Origin of the sequence: Desulforamulus hydrothermalis Lam5 = DSM 18033 (assembly GCF_000315365.1) — a bacterium.
Classification (GTDB): domain Bacteria; phylum Bacillota; class Desulfotomaculia; order Desulfotomaculales; family Desulfotomaculaceae; genus Desulfotomaculum; species Desulfotomaculum hydrothermale.
Genome location: NZ_CAOS01000011.1, coordinates 75,465 through 91,311 on the forward strand (window position 1 = coordinate 75,465; position 15,847 = coordinate 91,311).

The 15,847-nt window shown below is 57.8% G+C and carries 7 protein-coding genes, 1 tRNA gene, 1 other RNA gene and 1 riboswitch; of the genes, 5 read left to right on the forward strand and 4 right to left on the reverse strand.

Features of this window, described 5'->3' with window-relative positions; translation table 11 throughout:
* Nucleotides 1-258 precede the first annotated feature (258 nt).
* Together DESHY_RS14400 and DESHY_RS08570 are read left to right on the forward strand one after the other, a co-directional pair.
* Nucleotides 259-2,394 (forward strand): Glycosyltransferase 36 (fragment), encoded by a 2,136-nt coding sequence (locus tag DESHY_RS14400; protein WP_008412004.1) that lies wholly within the window; start codon nt 259-261, stop codon nt 2,392-2,394.
* The gene (locus tag DESHY_RS08570; protein ID WP_207635916.1) at nt 2,306-8,455 is read left to right on the forward strand and encodes a glycoside hydrolase family 94 protein; all 6,150 of its coding nucleotides are present in this window, start codon (nt 2,306-2,308) and stop codon (nt 8,453-8,455) included. The genes DESHY_RS14400 and DESHY_RS08570 overlap by 89 nt, the downstream gene beginning before the upstream one ends.
* Before the next feature lie 5 nt (nt 8,456-8,460).
* Here the strand turns inward: DESHY_RS08570 and DESHY_RS08575 are convergent, their stop codons facing one another.
* The 4 genes from DESHY_RS08575 to pflB form a co-directional block, all read right to left on the reverse strand.
* Nucleotides 8,461-10,017 (reverse strand): methyl-accepting chemotaxis protein, encoded by a 1,557-nt coding sequence (locus DESHY_RS08575; protein ID WP_008412006.1) that lies wholly within the window; start codon nt 10,015-10,017, stop codon nt 8,461-8,463.
* 198 nt (nt 10,018-10,215) lie between these two features.
* A complete protein-coding gene (locus tag DESHY_RS14150) occupies nt 10,216-10,515 on the reverse strand; it encodes a hypothetical protein (protein ID WP_162470943.1) in 300 nt (99 codons plus the stop codon).
* Nucleotides 10,516-10,567: 52 nt separating this feature from the next.
* On the reverse strand, nt 10,568-11,302 hold the full coding sequence (gene pflA / locus DESHY_RS08580) for a pyruvate formate-lyase-activating protein (protein WP_008412007.1): 735 nt from the start codon (nt 11,300-11,302) through the stop codon (nt 10,568-10,570).
* 19 nt (nt 11,303-11,321) lie between these two features.
* On the reverse strand, nt 11,322-13,556 hold the full coding sequence (pflB, locus tag DESHY_RS08585; RefSeq protein ID WP_008412008.1) for a formate C-acetyltransferase: 2,235 nt from the start codon (nt 13,554-13,556) through the stop codon (nt 11,322-11,324).
* Nucleotides 13,557-13,622: 66 nt separating this feature from the next.
* Nucleotides 13,623-13,705: riboswitch (ZMP/ZTP riboswitch) on the reverse strand.
* A gap of 242 nt (nt 13,706-13,947) precedes the next feature.
* Between pflB and DESHY_RS08590 the strand changes: the two genes are divergently transcribed.
* The 3 genes from DESHY_RS08590 to ffs all read left to right on the forward strand — a co-directional run bounded on the left by DESHY_RS08590 (nt 13,948) and on the right by ffs (nt 15,682).
* A complete protein-coding gene (locus tag DESHY_RS08590; protein WP_008412009.1) occupies nt 13,948-15,024 on the forward strand; it encodes a zf-HC2 domain-containing protein in 1,077 nt (358 codons plus the stop codon).
* Nucleotides 15,025-15,307: 283 nt separating this feature from the next.
* Nucleotides 15,308-15,399 (forward strand) — tRNA-Ser (locus DESHY_RS08595).
* A 19-nt stretch (nt 15,400-15,418) separates the two neighbouring features.
* Nucleotides 15,419-15,682: signal recognition particle sRNA large type (ffs, locus tag DESHY_RS13660), an RNA gene on the forward strand.
* Nucleotides 15,683-15,847 lie beyond the last annotated feature (165 nt).

The following is a 15,847-nucleotide window of genomic DNA, read 5'->3' on the forward strand; positions in this document are numbered from 1 at the left end:
CACCGGAGGCCGACCTGCCGGGTACCATTAAGGAACCCCGGGGGTCGGCTTTATATTTGGGCAAGAAAATAAGCGGCCTGCTTTACTCCTTGCTGCTTTAAAAGCCGGTCGGTTTATAAGGCCGGATGTGTCAGCTTTTGCCTTAGTAATAACATTTTAGATAATAATTCTTACCTTAAATGGGAATATTTAAAATGTTGCCGCCTTTTGGCTGTTTGTTAGCACAAGTATAAATTCTAATTATAGATAGGTGACCCGATGATTTTACATACTGAACAACTGAGGCAAAAAGCACACGATCTGGCCTTAACCCATGATGCCGGCCCAAAACCCTGGTCAGCCCGGCGCCTGTGGCGGGAGGTGGCTGCCGATATCCGATCTCTGCGGAGTTTTATTGCCCTGCTGCAGCAGGACCGGACCGATTGTACCCAGCCGGCCGAAGAATGGCTGCTGGATCATGCTGAATTTATTGAAGATCAAATTCTGGCGGTACGCCAACAACTGTCCGGCGACCTGCTGCGGGATTTGCCGGTGTTGCGTGACACAGGCAAAAACCGGCTGCTGGCTGTATGTAATGATTATCTGGAACATGTGGACGGCAATCTTGATGAAGAAGGCTTTCTGTCGTACTTAAATTTTTACCAGGAGGTAGCGGTACTGACCCTGGCTGAAACCTGGGCGGTGCCGCCGGTGCTGCGCCTGGCTTTAATCCGGCGGCTGGCCTCCGTAATGCAAACCGTGCGCCGGCACCGGGAGGCAGGCAAACTGGTGGAAGGGCTGTTAGCCCGCATTGATCCGGCTCACCTGAGCCCGGAAACGCTGAACAACGCCCTGGCAGAAGCCGGCCAGGAAATGCCGTTGTCCGGCCTGCTGATTGTCCAGCTGGTACGCCACCTGCGGGAATTGGCGGAAGATACATCTACCCTCCGGCAATGGCTGTTGTGCAAACTGGAAAACGGCCCGGACAGCCTCGACCAGATAGTTTCTTACGAGTATCAACTGCAGGCGGCTTATCAGGCAACCACCGGCAATCTGATTGGCAGCCTGCGCCGGGTGGCGCGCTGGGACTGGCGCCGGCGGTTTGAGCAAATTTGTCTGGTGGAGCAAACCCTGCGGCAGGAAAGTGCCGGGGTTTACCCGTTGCTTGATTTTACCAGCCGGGACTTGCTGCGCCGGCAAGTGCAAAAGTTAGCCCGCCGCATGCGTGTGCCGGAAAACCTGGTAGCCAAACAAGCGGTGGAATTGGCAGCTCAGGCACACGAAAGCTGCCGCCAAGGGGAAGCCGACGAAGCGGCCGCAGCCGGCCCGGCTGTGGCTGAGCTGCCCCGCCGGGCCTTTGTCCCCTATTACTTGCTGGAATCAGACGGCATTAAAGAGCTGCGGGAGGCCTTGCAGGTCTGCGGTAAAATCGGCCGCCGGACGGTTAGGGGCATGACCGGCCAGACGGTGGGTACCTATTTTGCTATGCTGCTGGTGTTGTGGGCGGTTTTCCTGGCGTTGCCGGCCCTGTGGATTGGCCGGGGTACGGCAGGCCTGCCCTGGCTGCCGATAGTGCTGGCACTGGCATTGCCGGCCAGCGAATGGGCGGTAACGGCAGCCCACCTGGTAATTGAGTGCTGCCGGCCGCCCCGGCCGCTGTTAAGATACGATTTTGCCAAGACCATTCCGCCGGAAGCAACCACCATGGTAGTTATACCGGTAATCTGGTCCAGTGTGGAAGAAGTAGAAGAAATGGCTGACCGGCTGGAGCTGCATTACCTGGCCAACCGCCACAGCAACCTGCATTTTGCTTTGTTGGGTGACCTGGCAGACGCCAGGGCCGCCCGGCAGCCGGGCGATGCTGCGGTGTTAAGCGCCGCCCGGGCGGCCATTGAGGAATTAAACCGCAAGTATGCCGGGTCCGGCCACAATTCCTTCCACCTTTTCCAGCGCCGCCGGCAGTGGAACCCGGCCCAGGGCGCCTGGATGGGTTGGGAGCGCAAGCGGGGCGCCCTGGTTGAATTTGTAGAACTGCTGCGGGGGCGAAGCACCGATGGCTATGAGCTGGTGGTGGGTGACGCATCCGTACTGCCCCGCATTCGCTATGTGATTACCCTTGACGCAGACACGCAACTGCCCATGGGCAGCGCCTGGCGGATGATCGGTACGCTGCATTTGCCCTATAACCGGCCCCGCTTAAATGCTGCCGGAACACGGGTTGTAGAGGGTTACGGCGTCTTGCAGCCCCGGATTGGCGTCAGTTACCGGTCGGCTATGGCCTCGCGCTTTGCCTGGTTGTGGTCTGCCGACCCGGGCGTTGACCCCTATGCCTTTGCGGTTTCCGACCCTTACCAGGATGGTTTGGGGGCAGGGCATTTTTACCGGCAAGGGTATTTTCGATGTGGCTGTTTTTGACCGGGTTTTATGCGAACGCATTCCCGAAAACCGGGTGCTCAGCCACGATTTGCTGGAAGGTGGCTTTTTGCGCACCGGGCTTTTGACTGATATTGAACTGGTGGATGAGCAGCCTTCCACCTTCAGCGCCTATCAAAAAAGGCTGCACCGCTGGGTGCGGGGCGACTGGCAGCTGCTGCCCTGGTTGGGGCGAAGGGTAGCGGACCGGCGGGGCCGGCCGCAGCCGGTTGATTTATCTCCCCTCACCCGCTGGCAGATGATCGACAACCTGCGGCGCAGTATGCTGCCGCCGGCGCTGTTTGCGGTACTGCTGCTGGGCTTGACGGTGTTGCCCGGTGCCCCTGGGCGCTGGCTGGCGGTGGTGCTGGCCACCCTCTGTTTGCCGCTGGTGCGCCAGTTGCTGGCTGTCCGCCGCACCCTTTGGCGTCCCCGCAGTACACTGGCCACCGCCGGCCAGGTGCTGCTCAACCTGGCAACCCTGCCCTTTCAAAGTGCCTTGCTGCTGGACGCCATTGGCCGCACCCTGTACCGCCTGCTGGTTTCCAAACGCCAATTGCTGGAATGGGTTAGCGCCGCCGAAGTGGAGCGCCGCAGCCGGGGCGGGCGCCACCCGGTGTTGCTGGGCATGTGGGGCGGCTATCTGTTAATCATCTTATTTGGCCTGGCGGTGGTTGGCAGCGAAGCCGCCCTGCCGGGCGCCGCACCGGTGCTGGGCGGCATGTGGGCGGCCGCCCCGCTGGCGGTGCGCTGGCTGGACCGGCCGCTGCAGGCGGCAGAACAGCCGCTCAGCCAATCGGATGAGGCGGTCCTGCGCCAACTGGCCCAAGAAATCTGGGCATTTTTTGAGGACTATGTAACAGCCGCCGATCACTGGCTGCCGCCGGACAACCTGCAACTGGAACCGCCCAACGGGGTTGCGCATCGCACCTCGCCCACCAATATCGGGCTGTACCTGGCTTGCGTGCTGGCGGCCCGGGATTTCGGCTTCATTGATATGCCGGGTATGATTGAACGGGTGGAACGTACGGTTGGCACCATTGAACAAATGGAAAAATGGCATGGCCACCTCTATAACTGGTATGATACGCAAACCCTGGAGCCGTTGCCGCCCCAGTATGTATCAACCGTAGATTCCGGCAACCTGGTGGGGTGCTTAATGGTTGTTAAAGAGGGCCTGGCGGAATGGCTGGAACAGGGTAACGCTGCGCAGGCCGCTGACCGTCAAGGGGCGGAACGGCCGCCGGCCGGGGCGGCAGGGGCTTGGCCGGCCCGGGCGCGGCAGTTGTGGCACCGCCTGAACAAATTAATTGAAGAAACGGATTTCCGACCCCTTTATGACCATAAGACCAATTTGTTCAACCTGGGCTACCATGCCGCCCTGGAGCGGCTGGATCAGGTTCTTTACGACCTGCTGGCTTCTGAGGCCAGGCTGGCCAGCTTTATTGCCATTGCCCTGGGTCAGGTGCCGGTAACCCACTGGCATGCCCTGGGCAGGACATTAACCCGCATCGGACGGCAGGTTACCCTGTTATCCTGGTCGGGCACCATGTTTGAATATTTAATGCCCTGGCTGTTCATGCGCACCTACCCCCACAGTATTTGGGACAGCACTTACCGGGCGGTGGTGCGGCGGCAAATTGATTATGCCGCCGGCCGGGGGGTTCCCTTTGGTATCTCGGAATCCGGCTACTACGCCTTTGATTATCAGATGAATTACCAGTACAGGGCCTTTGGTGTGCCCGGCCTGGGCTTTAAGCGGGGCTTGGAGCAAGACCTGGTGGTGGCCCCTTATGCCGCCGTCATGGCCCTGCCCTTTGACCGGGCGGCCGCCATGGCATCTTTAAACAAACTGGCTGAGCTGGGGGCCCGGGGGCGGTACGGTTTTTACGAAGCGGTTGATTTTACCGTCCAGCGGCTGCCCAAGGACCGGACGGCGATGGTTATCCGCAGTTTTATGGCTCATCACCAGGGCATGAGCCTGCTGACGTTGGCCAACCTGCTGCTGCCCCAAAAAATATATCAGCGCTTTCATCGTGACAAACGGGTGCGGGCAGCGGAACTGCTGCTGCAGGAACGCCTCCCGGTGCGGCCCCGCATTGTCAAACACCCGGCCCTGGCCTGGGTACCCCTGCCGGATCACGAGCCGGCGGCCAGGGGCAGGCAGCGGGAATACCTGACGGCAGATACCCCCGCTCCGGAGGCATGTATTCTGTCCAACGGGGAATTTATGACGGTGGTTACCAACAGCGGCAGCGGTTTCAGCAGCTACCGGGGGTTAGCGGTGACCCGCTGGCGGGAAGACCCGGTGCTGGATAACTGGGGCAGCTACCTGTATATCCGGGATGTTACCCGGGATAGCGTGTGGTCGCCTGCTTTTCATCCCTGCCGGGTGCCCGCCCCGCAGCAGCGGGCGCAGTTTGCTTTGGACCGGGCCACCTTTATGCGGGTCGACGGTGATATTGAAACCAGCCTGGAAATTTGCGTATCGCCGGAATGGCCTGCCGAAGTGCGCCGTTTAACCCTAACCAACACCGGGGATGAGGAACGGCTGCTGGAAGTTACCACTTACCTGGAGCCGGTACTGGCGCCCTGGCAGGCTGATGAAGCCCACCCGGCTTTCAGTAAGCTGTTCATTCATACCGAATATGATGAGGCCGGGCAAACCTTGCTGGCCCGGCGCCGGCCACGCCAAACCGGGGAAAAAGCCGTCTGGGCGGCTCACTCGCTGCTGGCCCTGGCGCCCGACAGCGGGCAGGTGGAATATGAAACCGACCGGGCTGCTTTTATCGGCCGGGGTCACAGCCTGGCCTCGCCCCAGGGCATCGGCAGCCGCCTGCGGGGCACCGTGGGTTCGGTGGCGGATCCCGCCCTGATTATGCGGCGGCGGGTAAGCATCCGGCCCGGCCGGCAAGTACAGCTGTGTGCGGTTACCGCCATGGCTGACAGCCGGGAAGCGGCGCTGGATATAATCGGTCGCTTTGCCGGCGACCTGGTGGTGGAACGCACCTTTCAAATGGCCTGGCACCGCAGCCAGATCGAGCTGCGCCATTTGCACCTGACGCCTGAAGAAGCCCTGGCCTGGCATGAACTGGCAGGCCGGGTACTGTACACGCCTCCCTTCAAACCGGAACGGCAATCAAGTATTGCCCAAAATGAGAAGGGCCAGAGCAGTTTGTGGTCGTATGGCATCTCGGGCGACCTGCCGCTGGTGCTGGTTCGGGTTAAGGAGCGGGCCGGCCTGCCCCTGGCAGCTAAAATGTTAACCGGTCACGAGTATTTACGCCGCCTGGGGCTGTTGTTCGACCTGGTGCTGCTGAATGAATCATCCGGCGGCTACCGCCAGGATTTGCAAGAAGCGCTGCAACGGACGGCAGAACAGGTGATGCGGTGGCAGGGAACCGGCAGCGGCGGCGTTTTTATCCTTAAGCAAGACCGGCTGACGCCGGCCGAGCGAACCCTGTTATTGGCCACCGCCAGGCTGATCCTGCGGGCCGAGGGGCCTGGCATCAAGGTGCAAACCCGGCTGCCCCGGCGGCCGGCGGCCTTGCCGCCACCCCTGGTACCCACCGCCCCGCCGCACAGGTTTGCCCACCTGACGGCACCGGTGCAGCTGCCGCCCTTAGAATTTTTTAACGGCTGGGGCGGCTTTACGCCGGACGGCCGGGAATACCGGCTGCTGTTAAAAAACAGCCGGCACCTGCCGGCCCCCTGGATTAATGTGCTGGCCAATCCCTGCTTTGGTTGCCTGGTATCCGAACGGGGTACCGGATATACCTGGTGGCGCAACAGCCGGGAGTGCAAAATAACGCCCTGGTCAAACGACCCGGTGTTGGACCCGCCCGGTGAAGTATGTTACCTGAGGGATGAAGAAAGCGGCGAACACTGGTGCGTTACCGGTTCCAGCCACCCCTCAGATCCGGCTTACCTGGTTACCCACGGCCGGGGCTACACTTGTTTTGAGCATACCCGGCACGGCATCCGGCAGGATATGACGGTTTTTGTACCGCCGGCAGACCCGGTCAAGGTGATACAACTGCAGCTGCATAACCTGAGCCAACAGCCGCGGCGCCTGTCGGTTACCTATTACGCCGAATGGGTGCTGGGCGTACGCCGTCCGGCCGCTGCCCCTTACATTATCACCCACTGGGATGAGTCTGCCCGTATCTTGCTGGCCCGCAATGCTTATCAAGAAGCCTTCCGGGAAGCGGTGGCCTTCTTGGGCCTGTTTGTGCAACCGCAGGACGCCGCGGCTGAACGGGCGGAGCTGTCCTGGACAGCTGATCGCCAGGAATTCCTTGGCCGCAACGGTACGCCGGCCCAGCCGGCTGCCTTGACCCGGGAGCAGCTGTCCGGCTTAACCGGCCCCTTGCATGACTCCTGCGGCGCTGTGCAGGCAAAGTTTACCCTGGCGCCGGGCGCCACCCGTACGGTAATTATCCTGCTGGGCTGCCACAGTTCACAGACGGCGGCGGTGCGGCTGGCTAAACAATACAGCCGGGCGGCTGCCTGCCGGCAGGCCCTGCAGCAGGTGCAGCAGTTCTGGTCGGAGGTGCTGGAACAGGTGACGGTTACTACTCCGGTGCCGGCCATGAATATATTAATGAACGGCTGGCTGCTTTACCAGGCCTTGGGCTGCCGCATGTGGGCCAGAACCGCTTTTTACCAGGCGGGCGGGGCTTACGGCTTCCGGGATCAACTGCAGGATTCCCTGGCCCTGCTGCACAGCCGGCCGGATCTTACCCGAGCCCAGATTTTGCTGCATGCGGCCCATCAGTATGAGGAAGGAGATGTGCAGCACTGGTGGCACGAAGAAACCCGGCGGGGAATCCGTACGCACTTTTCGGATGACCTGCTCTGGCTGCCCTATGCCACCGCCCGGTATATTGAACATACCGGGGATCAGGCCATTCTGGATGAACGGGTGCCTTTCCTGCACAGTCAACCGCTGCAGGAAGGTGAACACGAACGGTACGAACCCACTCTGGTATCCGAACAGGAGGGCACCCTGCTGGAACACTGCCGGCGGGCCATAGATCGTTCTTTGCAACGCTTTGGCGAACACGGGCTGCCCCTGATCGGCATTGGTGACTGGAATGACGGAATGAGTCTGGTGGGGGCCGCCGGCCGGGGTGAAAGTGTTTGGCTGGGCTGGTTCCTCTATGAGGTGCTGCAGCGCTTCAGCCGGCTGTGCCAGGAAAAGGGCGACCGGGAGCGGGCCGACCGCTACCGTGCCGTGAGCCGTCAACTGGCCGACGCACTGGACCGGCATGCCTGGGACGGGCAGTGGTACCGGCGGGCCTTTACGGATGCCGGCCAATGGCTGGGTTCGGTTTACAACCAGGAATGCCGCATTGATGCCATTGCCCAATCATGGTCGGTGCTGGCCGGCGGGGCACCGCCCGATAAGGCCCGGCAGGCCATGGAGTCCTTTGACCGTGAACTGGTGGACAGGGAGCTTTCCCTGGCCCGCCTCTTAACGCCGCCCTTTGACCGCACAGAACCCAGTCCCGGGTACATTCAGGGTTACCCGCCCGGTATTCGGGAAAACGGCGCCCAGTACACCCATGGCGTCATCTGGAGTATTGCAGCCTGGTGCCGGCTGGGCCAAGGCGATAAAGCCTTTGAACTGTTTGACATGTTAAACCCGCTCAATCATACTCGCACCAGCCATGAGGTGCTTCGGTATGCCGGCGAGCCATATGTGATGGCGGCCGACGTTTACACAGCGGAACCCCACCGGGGGCGGGCCGGCTGGACCTGGTACACCGGCGCCGCCGGCTGGATGTACCAGGCGGGGCTGGAGTGGATTCTCGGCCTGCGCCGGCGGGGTCGGCATCTGTATATCAATCCCTGTATTCCCGGGGAATGGCCGCAATTTTCGGTTAGCTACCGTTTTGGCAACACCCGCTACCTTATTACCGTACAAAACCCGTCGGGTAAGGGACGGGGGCCGGTATCCCTGGAGGTGGACGGACAACGGACAGAACTGTCAGGGCAAGGAGAAGCCCGGGTTGACTTGCAGGATGACGGCCGGCCGCATACAGTGGTAGTAACCCTGTAAATAACTTAGATTTTAAACTTCTCCACAGAGGATTGCAGCTTGCCGGCAATGTTGGCCAATTCCTGGGTGGCGCCGGCCACTTGTTGGATGGTGGAAGTAACCTGCTGGTTGCTGGCAGACAACTGCTGGGTACCTTCGCTGGTTTGGCCGGCTCCCTGGGCAATTTCTTCCACCAGCTCAATGTTGCCGGTTACCGCCTGCATAATATTGTCCAGGGCCTGGCCGGCCTCAGAGGCCAGATTAACCCCTTCTTGCACATCGGCAGTGCCCTGGGCCATGGCCTGGGCCGCCACGCCAATACCGCTCTGGATTTGCACCACCAGCTGGCCGATTTCCCGGGCGGCTGTGGCGGATTGTTCCGCCAGTTTTCTTACTTCTTCCGCCACTACGGCAAAGCCCCGGCCCTGTTCGCCGGCCCGGGCTGCTTCAATGGCAGCGTTTAAGGCCAGCAAATTGGTTTGGTCGGCAATACCGGTAATCAGGGCGGTGATGCTGCCAATTTTTTCGGACAACTGCCCCAGGCTTTGTACCGATTGGTGCACGGCTTCCACCGACCGGGCAATGGCATTGATTTTTTCAACGGTGCGCCGGACGGTGGTGCCCCCTGCGGCCGCCACCTCCAGCACCTTGTGGGATTCGGCCACGGTGGTGCGGGCATTGGCCAGGCTTTTTTCTGCCATGGCCGCCACCTGGTTGGTGGTACCGGCCACTTCTTCCGCGGTGCCGCTGACTTCCTCGGCGGAAGCCGCCAGTTGTTGGCTCTGGGCCGCCACTGTCTGGGCAATTTCAGTAATTTCGCTGACCAGATTTTTTAATTGCTCCCGGGTGCTGTTAACTGCCGCCGCCAGTTGGCCAATTTCATCCCCGGCGGACACGGCCACTTCCCTGGTGAAATCCCCTTCCGCCAGGACTTTGACACCCTGGTTAATGGTTTGCAAAGGGGTGGTGATGCTTCTGGTAATGATAACAGATAAGACAATACCCAGGAGCAGGGCCAGGCCGCTGAAAACCGTGACCCATTGCCTGCCCTGGGCCGCCTGGGAAACGGTTTCGTCAATAGCGGCGTTATTTTTGGCCTGGTTTTGCTGGATCATTTGCTGCAAAGTTTGGTTAATGCTTGCTGTCAAGGGGGTCAGGGTGTGGCCCAGCTGCAGGGCTTCTTCCTTTTTGTTTGCCTGCAGCAGGGGGATCATCCGGCCGGATAGTTGCTGCTCGTAGGAAGTAAAATCTGATAACAGCTTTTCCAATTTGGGTTTGGTTTCCGGGGCGGCATTTTGGATCCGCTGCCGGATTAATTCTTGGGTATGGGCCACCTGGTCCCGGTACTGTTGCAAAAAGGCCGGGTCGCCGTAGGTAGCGTAACCCCGGAGGGCCAGGGCAACTCCCTGAAAGCTGTTTTGTATCTGGTAGTCCAGGCTTAAATGCTGCGAGCTGGTATTTAACAGTTGCAATTCCGCTTGGGTAGCGCTCGTCACCTTAATGCTTAAAAAGGTGATAATACTGAGCAAAGCCAGCAGCGTAAAAAACGCACCGCCAATTTTCTTGCCGACAGATAATTTCATACCAAACCTCTTTTCCCTTATAAAGTATTTTCCTTAGTTAGTTCTTAATCAAAATTTGCGTTAATGCCTGGTCAAACAACTCACCCCTTATCCTTAATTATTTGTCTTATTTAAGACAAAACGTCTTATAGAGCAAGTATATAATTTGGCAATCAAAAAAAACAATCAGAATTTTGTTTAGATTATACGCCCTTTATATTAAAAAACTTCTGGTTTAACATTACAAAACAATAAAAAAGAGATTGGCAAAACGCCAATCTCACAGACTGTAGACAAAGGTTGCAAAACAAAAATTAAGGTGGTTTTATGATCCCCTGCCGGCGACTTGTCGAAGCACCGGTCACAGCACTTGATGAGCGAAGGAGCCATTGGGGTGGCGCCCACAGGACGTGGGCGCCAGCCGAACCGGGCCAGGATGGCCCGTTTGAGGCGACCCCAAGGGCGACCGTAGCGAATCACAGTGCTGTCGGTGCGTAGACCGGAGCCAAAGGGGATCATAAACCACTGATAATGTTTGTCGACACGCTGAGAGATTGGCAAAACGCCAATCTCAGATATCGTTAAACATTGCCGTGGCACCGGGCAGCAGGGAAGCCAGGGCGGCCAGAGCAGCCGGATCGGGAGGGTTCAGGCGGTGCAGAGTATAGGGATAGCCCAGCCGCTGCCACTTATGGACGCCCAGGGGGTGGTAGGGCAGCAGCTCCACTTTGGCTACCTGGCTGCCCAGGTGTTTAATCAGCTGCCGCAGCTTTGTCAGATGGCGGGCTTGATCATTAATGCCCGGCAGAACAACATAGCGCAGCCAGAGGGGGATAGCCGCTTGTTTAATATAATCCAGGGCGGCCAGGAACTTATGCCAGTCTTGACCGGTCAGCCAGCGGTACTGGTCTTGCTCCGCCGCCTTAACATCCAGCAGCAGTAAATCTGTGTAGGGCAGCACTTTCGCCAGGTGGTCCGGGTCGGCCCAGCCGGAGGTATCCACCGCCGTATGAATGCCCGCCTGCCGGCACCCCTGCAGCAGGGCGGCGGCAAAGTCCGGTTGCCACAGTGGTTCGCCGCCGGATAAAGTGACACCCCCCTGCCCCTTAAAGTAAGGCCGGAAGCGGCAAATTTGTTTCACCAGGTCAGCGGCCGCCACCGGCCGGCCGCCGTCGGGCTGCCAGGTATCCGGGTTGTGGCAATAGCGGCAGCGCAGGGGACAGCCCTGCAAAAAAACCACGCAGCGCAGTCCCGGCCCGTCCAGGGTGCCGCAGCTTTCTATAGAATGAATACGGCCTTGGGTCATCCGGTTAACCCCTTTCCGTTTAAAATCGTTCAAAAAAGGTGCGCTGCAAAACTTCCAACTGGTGAGCCCGGGATAATTTGGTAAAGTGTACCGCATATCCGGACACCCGGACAGTTAACTGGGGGTATTGTTCCGGCTGTTCCATGGCCCGCAGCAGGGTTTCCCGATCTAAAACGTTAACATTTAAATGATGGGCCTGCTGGCTGAAATAGCCGTCCAGAATGTTGATTAAATTGGCTACCCGGTCGGCGTGGCTTTTGCCAAGGGCCCGGGGTACGATGGAAAAGGTGTTGCTGATGCCGTCCAGGCAGGAGCGGTAAGGTAATTTGGCCACCGAGTTTAAACTGGCCAGGGCACCCTGGGTATCCCGTCCGTGCATAGGGTTGGCACCCGGGGCAAAGGCGGCGCCCCGGGGCCGGCCGTCCGGCGTGGCGCCGGTTTTTTGGCCGTACATAACATTGGAGGTAATGGTCAGGATTGACAAGGTATGGCGGGCCTGCCGGTAGGCGGCATATTTTTGCAGGTTGGCGTGAAAACTTTGCACCAGCTCAACCGCTAGCTGATCCACCCGGTCATCGTCATTGCCATATTTGGGGAAGTCCCCCTCAATTTTAAAATCCACGGCAATTCCCTGCGGGTTGCGCAAGGGGTATACTTTGGCGTATTTAATGGCACTGAAGGAATCCGCCACCACCGACAGCCCGGCAAGGCCAAAGGCCATCAGCCTGTCTGCCTGGCTGTCATGCAGCGCCATTTGCAGGCGCTCGTAAGCGTACTTATCGTGCATGTAGTGAATGACATTCATGGTATTAACGTATAGTTGGCACAGCCAGTCCTGCAACTGCAGGAAATTGCTTTTTACCTTTTCATAATCCAGCACTTCGCCTTCCGGCAAGGGGATGGCCGGCGCCAGTTGGCGGCCGGTAATCTCGTCCCGGCCCCCGTTGACGGCCAGCAGCAGCAATTTGGGCAGATTGGCCCGGGCACCAAAAAACTGCATTTGCTTGCCTATTTGCATGGCGGAAACACAGCAGGCGATGCCGTAATCATCACCAAAGATTGGCCGCATTAAATCATCATTTTCGTACTGCACCGAACTGGTTCTAATGGAAACGGCGGCGCAAAACTCCTTAAAGGGAGCGGGCAAATTCTCAGACCACAGTACCGTCAGGTTGGGCTCAGGGGAAGGCCCCAGGTTAATTAAGGTTTGCAAAAAACGATAAGAGTTTTTGGTAACCAGGGTGCGGCCGTCCAGGCCCTGGCCGCCGATGGCTTCGGTAATCCACATGGGGTCACCGGCAAACAACCGGTCGTATTCCGGCGTTCTTAACTGCCGGGCCAACCGCAGCTTAATCACCAGCTGGTCCACCAGCTCCTGGGCGGCTGCTTCGGTTAGGCGGCCGGTTTGCAAGTCCCTTTCAATGTAGATGTCTAAAAAGGTGCTTACCCGCCCCAGGGACATGGCAGCGCCGTTTTGCTCCTTAATAGCTGCCAGGTAAGCAAAATATAACCATTGAAAGGCTTCCCGGGCGTCAGCGGCCGGGCGGCTGATATCAAACCCATAACCGGCGGCCATTGTTTTTAACTCTTGCAAAGCCTTAATTTGTTCCCTGATTTCTTCCCGCAGCTGAATGATTTCCGGCGTCATGGGCTGCTTGGACAGGCGGGCCAGGTCTTGTTCTTTGTGATCCAGCAGCCGGTCAGTGCCATACAGGGCAACCCGCCGGTAATCACCGATAATTCTGCCCCGGCCGTAGGCATCCGGCAGGCCGGTAATAATGCCCAGGCTGCGGGCCAGACGCATGTCTTCGGTATATGCGTCAAAAACCCCGTCGTTGTGAGTTTTTCTGTACTTGGCAAAAAAATCTTCCAACTGCGGATCCAGGTTGTAACCGTAGGCCTGGCAGGCCTGCCGGGCCATGCGCAGGCCGCCGAAGGGATTAACCGAGCGCTCCAGCGGTTTTTCGGTTTGCAGCCCTACAATAACTTCCAGCGCCGGGTTCACATAACCGGGACCGTAAGCAGTGATGCCGCCGGCCCGGGTGGTATCAATGCTCAGCACACCGCCCTGGGCCCGTTCTGCTTGAAACAGGCTGAGGCACTGTTGCCACAATTGTTTGGTTTTGTCGGTGGCCTGGCAGAGAAACCGGGGGCCACCGGTGTAAGGGGCATAGTTGTTTTGTATAAAATCCCGCACATCTACCTTTTGTTGCCAGTTTACGCCCCGAAATCCGTCCCATTCCGGTCTGGTCATAGTGTCCTCACTCCCCATAAAAAATAAATAACCGCCCGGGCCATCACACAATGACAAAAGCATTGCACTGATTGCCCAGGCGGTCGGCAGCTTGACAGTTACAATCCCCTGTGGTGCTCCACATAATCCCGCCGGTCATGTAACTGTTTATTATCTTGTTTAATGTTTACGCAATGAATTATAAACAGATTAGCTGCATTTGGCAACTGTTTTTTTATTCTTGCAGGATTTGCCAAAACATTCGGATATTACAACTTTCGGTTTGCCCGGCGGTGGCATAAAATAAAATCAAGGTAAAATAAATTACTGTTAATGCCTTTGGAAAACCCTCGAAAAGCTGGAACAATTATGTTGCCATACACGTCTACCAAAGTAAAAGGAGGGATGTTCCGTGCGATGCCAGGATGCATTAGAGATGCTGTCACCTTACCTGGATGGAGCCCTTGATCCTGCCGAACAGGCAGCCGTGCAGGATCATCTGGCCGGTTGTCCCTCATGCAGAGCCGAATGGGAAGAATTACGGTCCTGTCTTTCCCTGCTGCAGGAACTTCCGGAAATTGCTCCGCCAGCCGGTTTTCGGGCTGGTTTAATGGAAAAAATTGATAGATTGGCTTTGCCGGCCCAGGCGCCCCGGCACACAACCTGGTTTGCGCGCATTAACGGGGTTGTCCGCCAGGGGTGGTACCGTACGGCCGCCGTGGCCGCTGTGCTGGCCATGACCCTGGGGCTGACTGCCCTGTGGGAAAAGGAAGGCCATCAATTTATTCCGGTACAGAATACTGCTCAGGAACCGGCGCTGGTTGAGCAGTTGAGCGGCAGCAATCTCAACCAGGAGAAACCGGCGGACGGTCAGGTTAAACAACAGGCAGGGGTTGTACAACCCGGTCAAACAGGCAAAGCAACCACGCCTGCCCAGTCGAGCCAAGCAGTGAATAAGCCGGCAGAACAGGGGGCGGTGGCCGGAGCGGCCAACCAACCCGAGAAAAAATTTATGCCTGAGAGCTACCGTCCACAGTCCAGCGAGGGCATGACAGCCCGAACGGCCGTTTTAAAGCTGGATGTGCCGGAACTGGATGCGGCCCTCAAGTCAGTGGCGGCTATCAGCCAGCAGGCGGGCGGTTCCATTGTGGTACCCTACAGTGAGGATAACGGTATCGGCATGTTGGCACTGAAAGTGCCGGCCGGCCGTTCCCAGACGGTTGAGCGTCAGTTGAAGGCGCTGGGGGAAGTAATTACCGACATGCCCGTTGAAAGGGATTTAAGCGCCCAGCATAAACAGGCGGTTGCCCTGCTGGAGCAATTACAGGCGCAGCAGGCTGATTTGGCCGCTCAAACAGCAGCCAAGGATGACCCGGCAACGGCTGAGCAATTAACCAATCTCAACCATGCCATCAGCCAGCAAATCAAGCTGATTAAGCAATTGGAAGACCAGAGCAACTATACAATTATTAACCTTACCCTGCAATAACCTGCGCGGCCGCCTCACAAAGGCGGCCTGCAAAATGTTGACAACATTTTGTGGTGGTTTATCCTCCCCTTTAGCTCCGGTCTACGCACCGACTGCACTAAGTCAGCTCTCATGGCAATTGGGATTTCTTTGTTTTGATAACGTTTGTCTGCTGTCTTAAGGCTAATTAACAGACTGACCGGTCTTTTTATGTTTACTTGTCTATAATTGGCTCTTGACTTGCCCGGGAGAAATTAATATAATCAAACATGTAGCCTGTTGGCAAAAACTTAATATGCTTAATGGAGAGGTGGCCGAGTCTGGTCGAAGGCGCATGACTGGAAATCATGTAATGGGGTAACTCATTCGCGGGTTCGAATCCCGCCCTCTCCGCCAGTAAAGTTTTGTACTATGGCCGTGCTAGACGGGGAGGTAGCGGTGCCCTGTACCAGCAATCCGCTGTAGCTGGGTTGAATTCCCGCCATAGGGGTTGGTTTGTGAGGTCTGGCCAGCGTAAGGGGCGTTGAGGATCGGGTCTTGCGCAGCGCAGGTTCTCGAACCGTGTCAGGTCCTGACGGAAGCAGCACTAAGGGAAACCCTGCGGGTGCCGCAAGGCAGCCTGGTCTGAGCAACCTGCGTTGGTACGCTTGGAAGCCATATCTCGAAGGTGGGTGCACGGTCTCTTATTTGCTTGATGGGTTAACTTACGAACTGCCTGTGCGATTTTGCACAGGCAGTTATTAATTTACGGCACAAACGGTTACTGACTGATGCAAAATTTTCGCAACGGTGGCTTTTTGTGAAAATTTTCGCTATAATATCTTTAATTAACTGACTGATTGTT

Bases quoted from the DNA above. Each gene is read 5' to 3' on its own strand.
- DESHY_RS14400 (WP_008412004.1), top strand. From the start codon at position 259: ATGATTTTACATACTGAACAACTGAGGCAAAAAGCACACGATCTGGCC.
- pflB (WP_008412008.1), bottom strand. From the start codon at position 13,556: ATGACCAGACCGGAATGGGACGGATTTCGGGGCGTAAACTGGCAACAA.
- DESHY_RS14150 (WP_162470943.1), bottom strand. From the start codon at position 10,515: ATGATCCCCTTTGGCTCCGGTCTACGCACCGACAGCACTGTGATTCGC.
- DESHY_RS08575 (WP_008412006.1), bottom strand. From the start codon at position 10,017: ATGAAATTATCTGTCGGCAAGAAAATTGGCGGTGCGTTTTTTACGCTG.
- pflA (WP_008412007.1), bottom strand. From the start codon at position 11,302: ATGACCCAAGGCCGTATTCATTCTATAGAAAGCTGCGGCACCCTGGAC.
- DESHY_RS08570 (WP_207635916.1), top strand. From the start codon at position 2,306: ATGCCTTTGCGGTTTCCGACCCTTACCAGGATGGTTTGGGGGCAGGGC.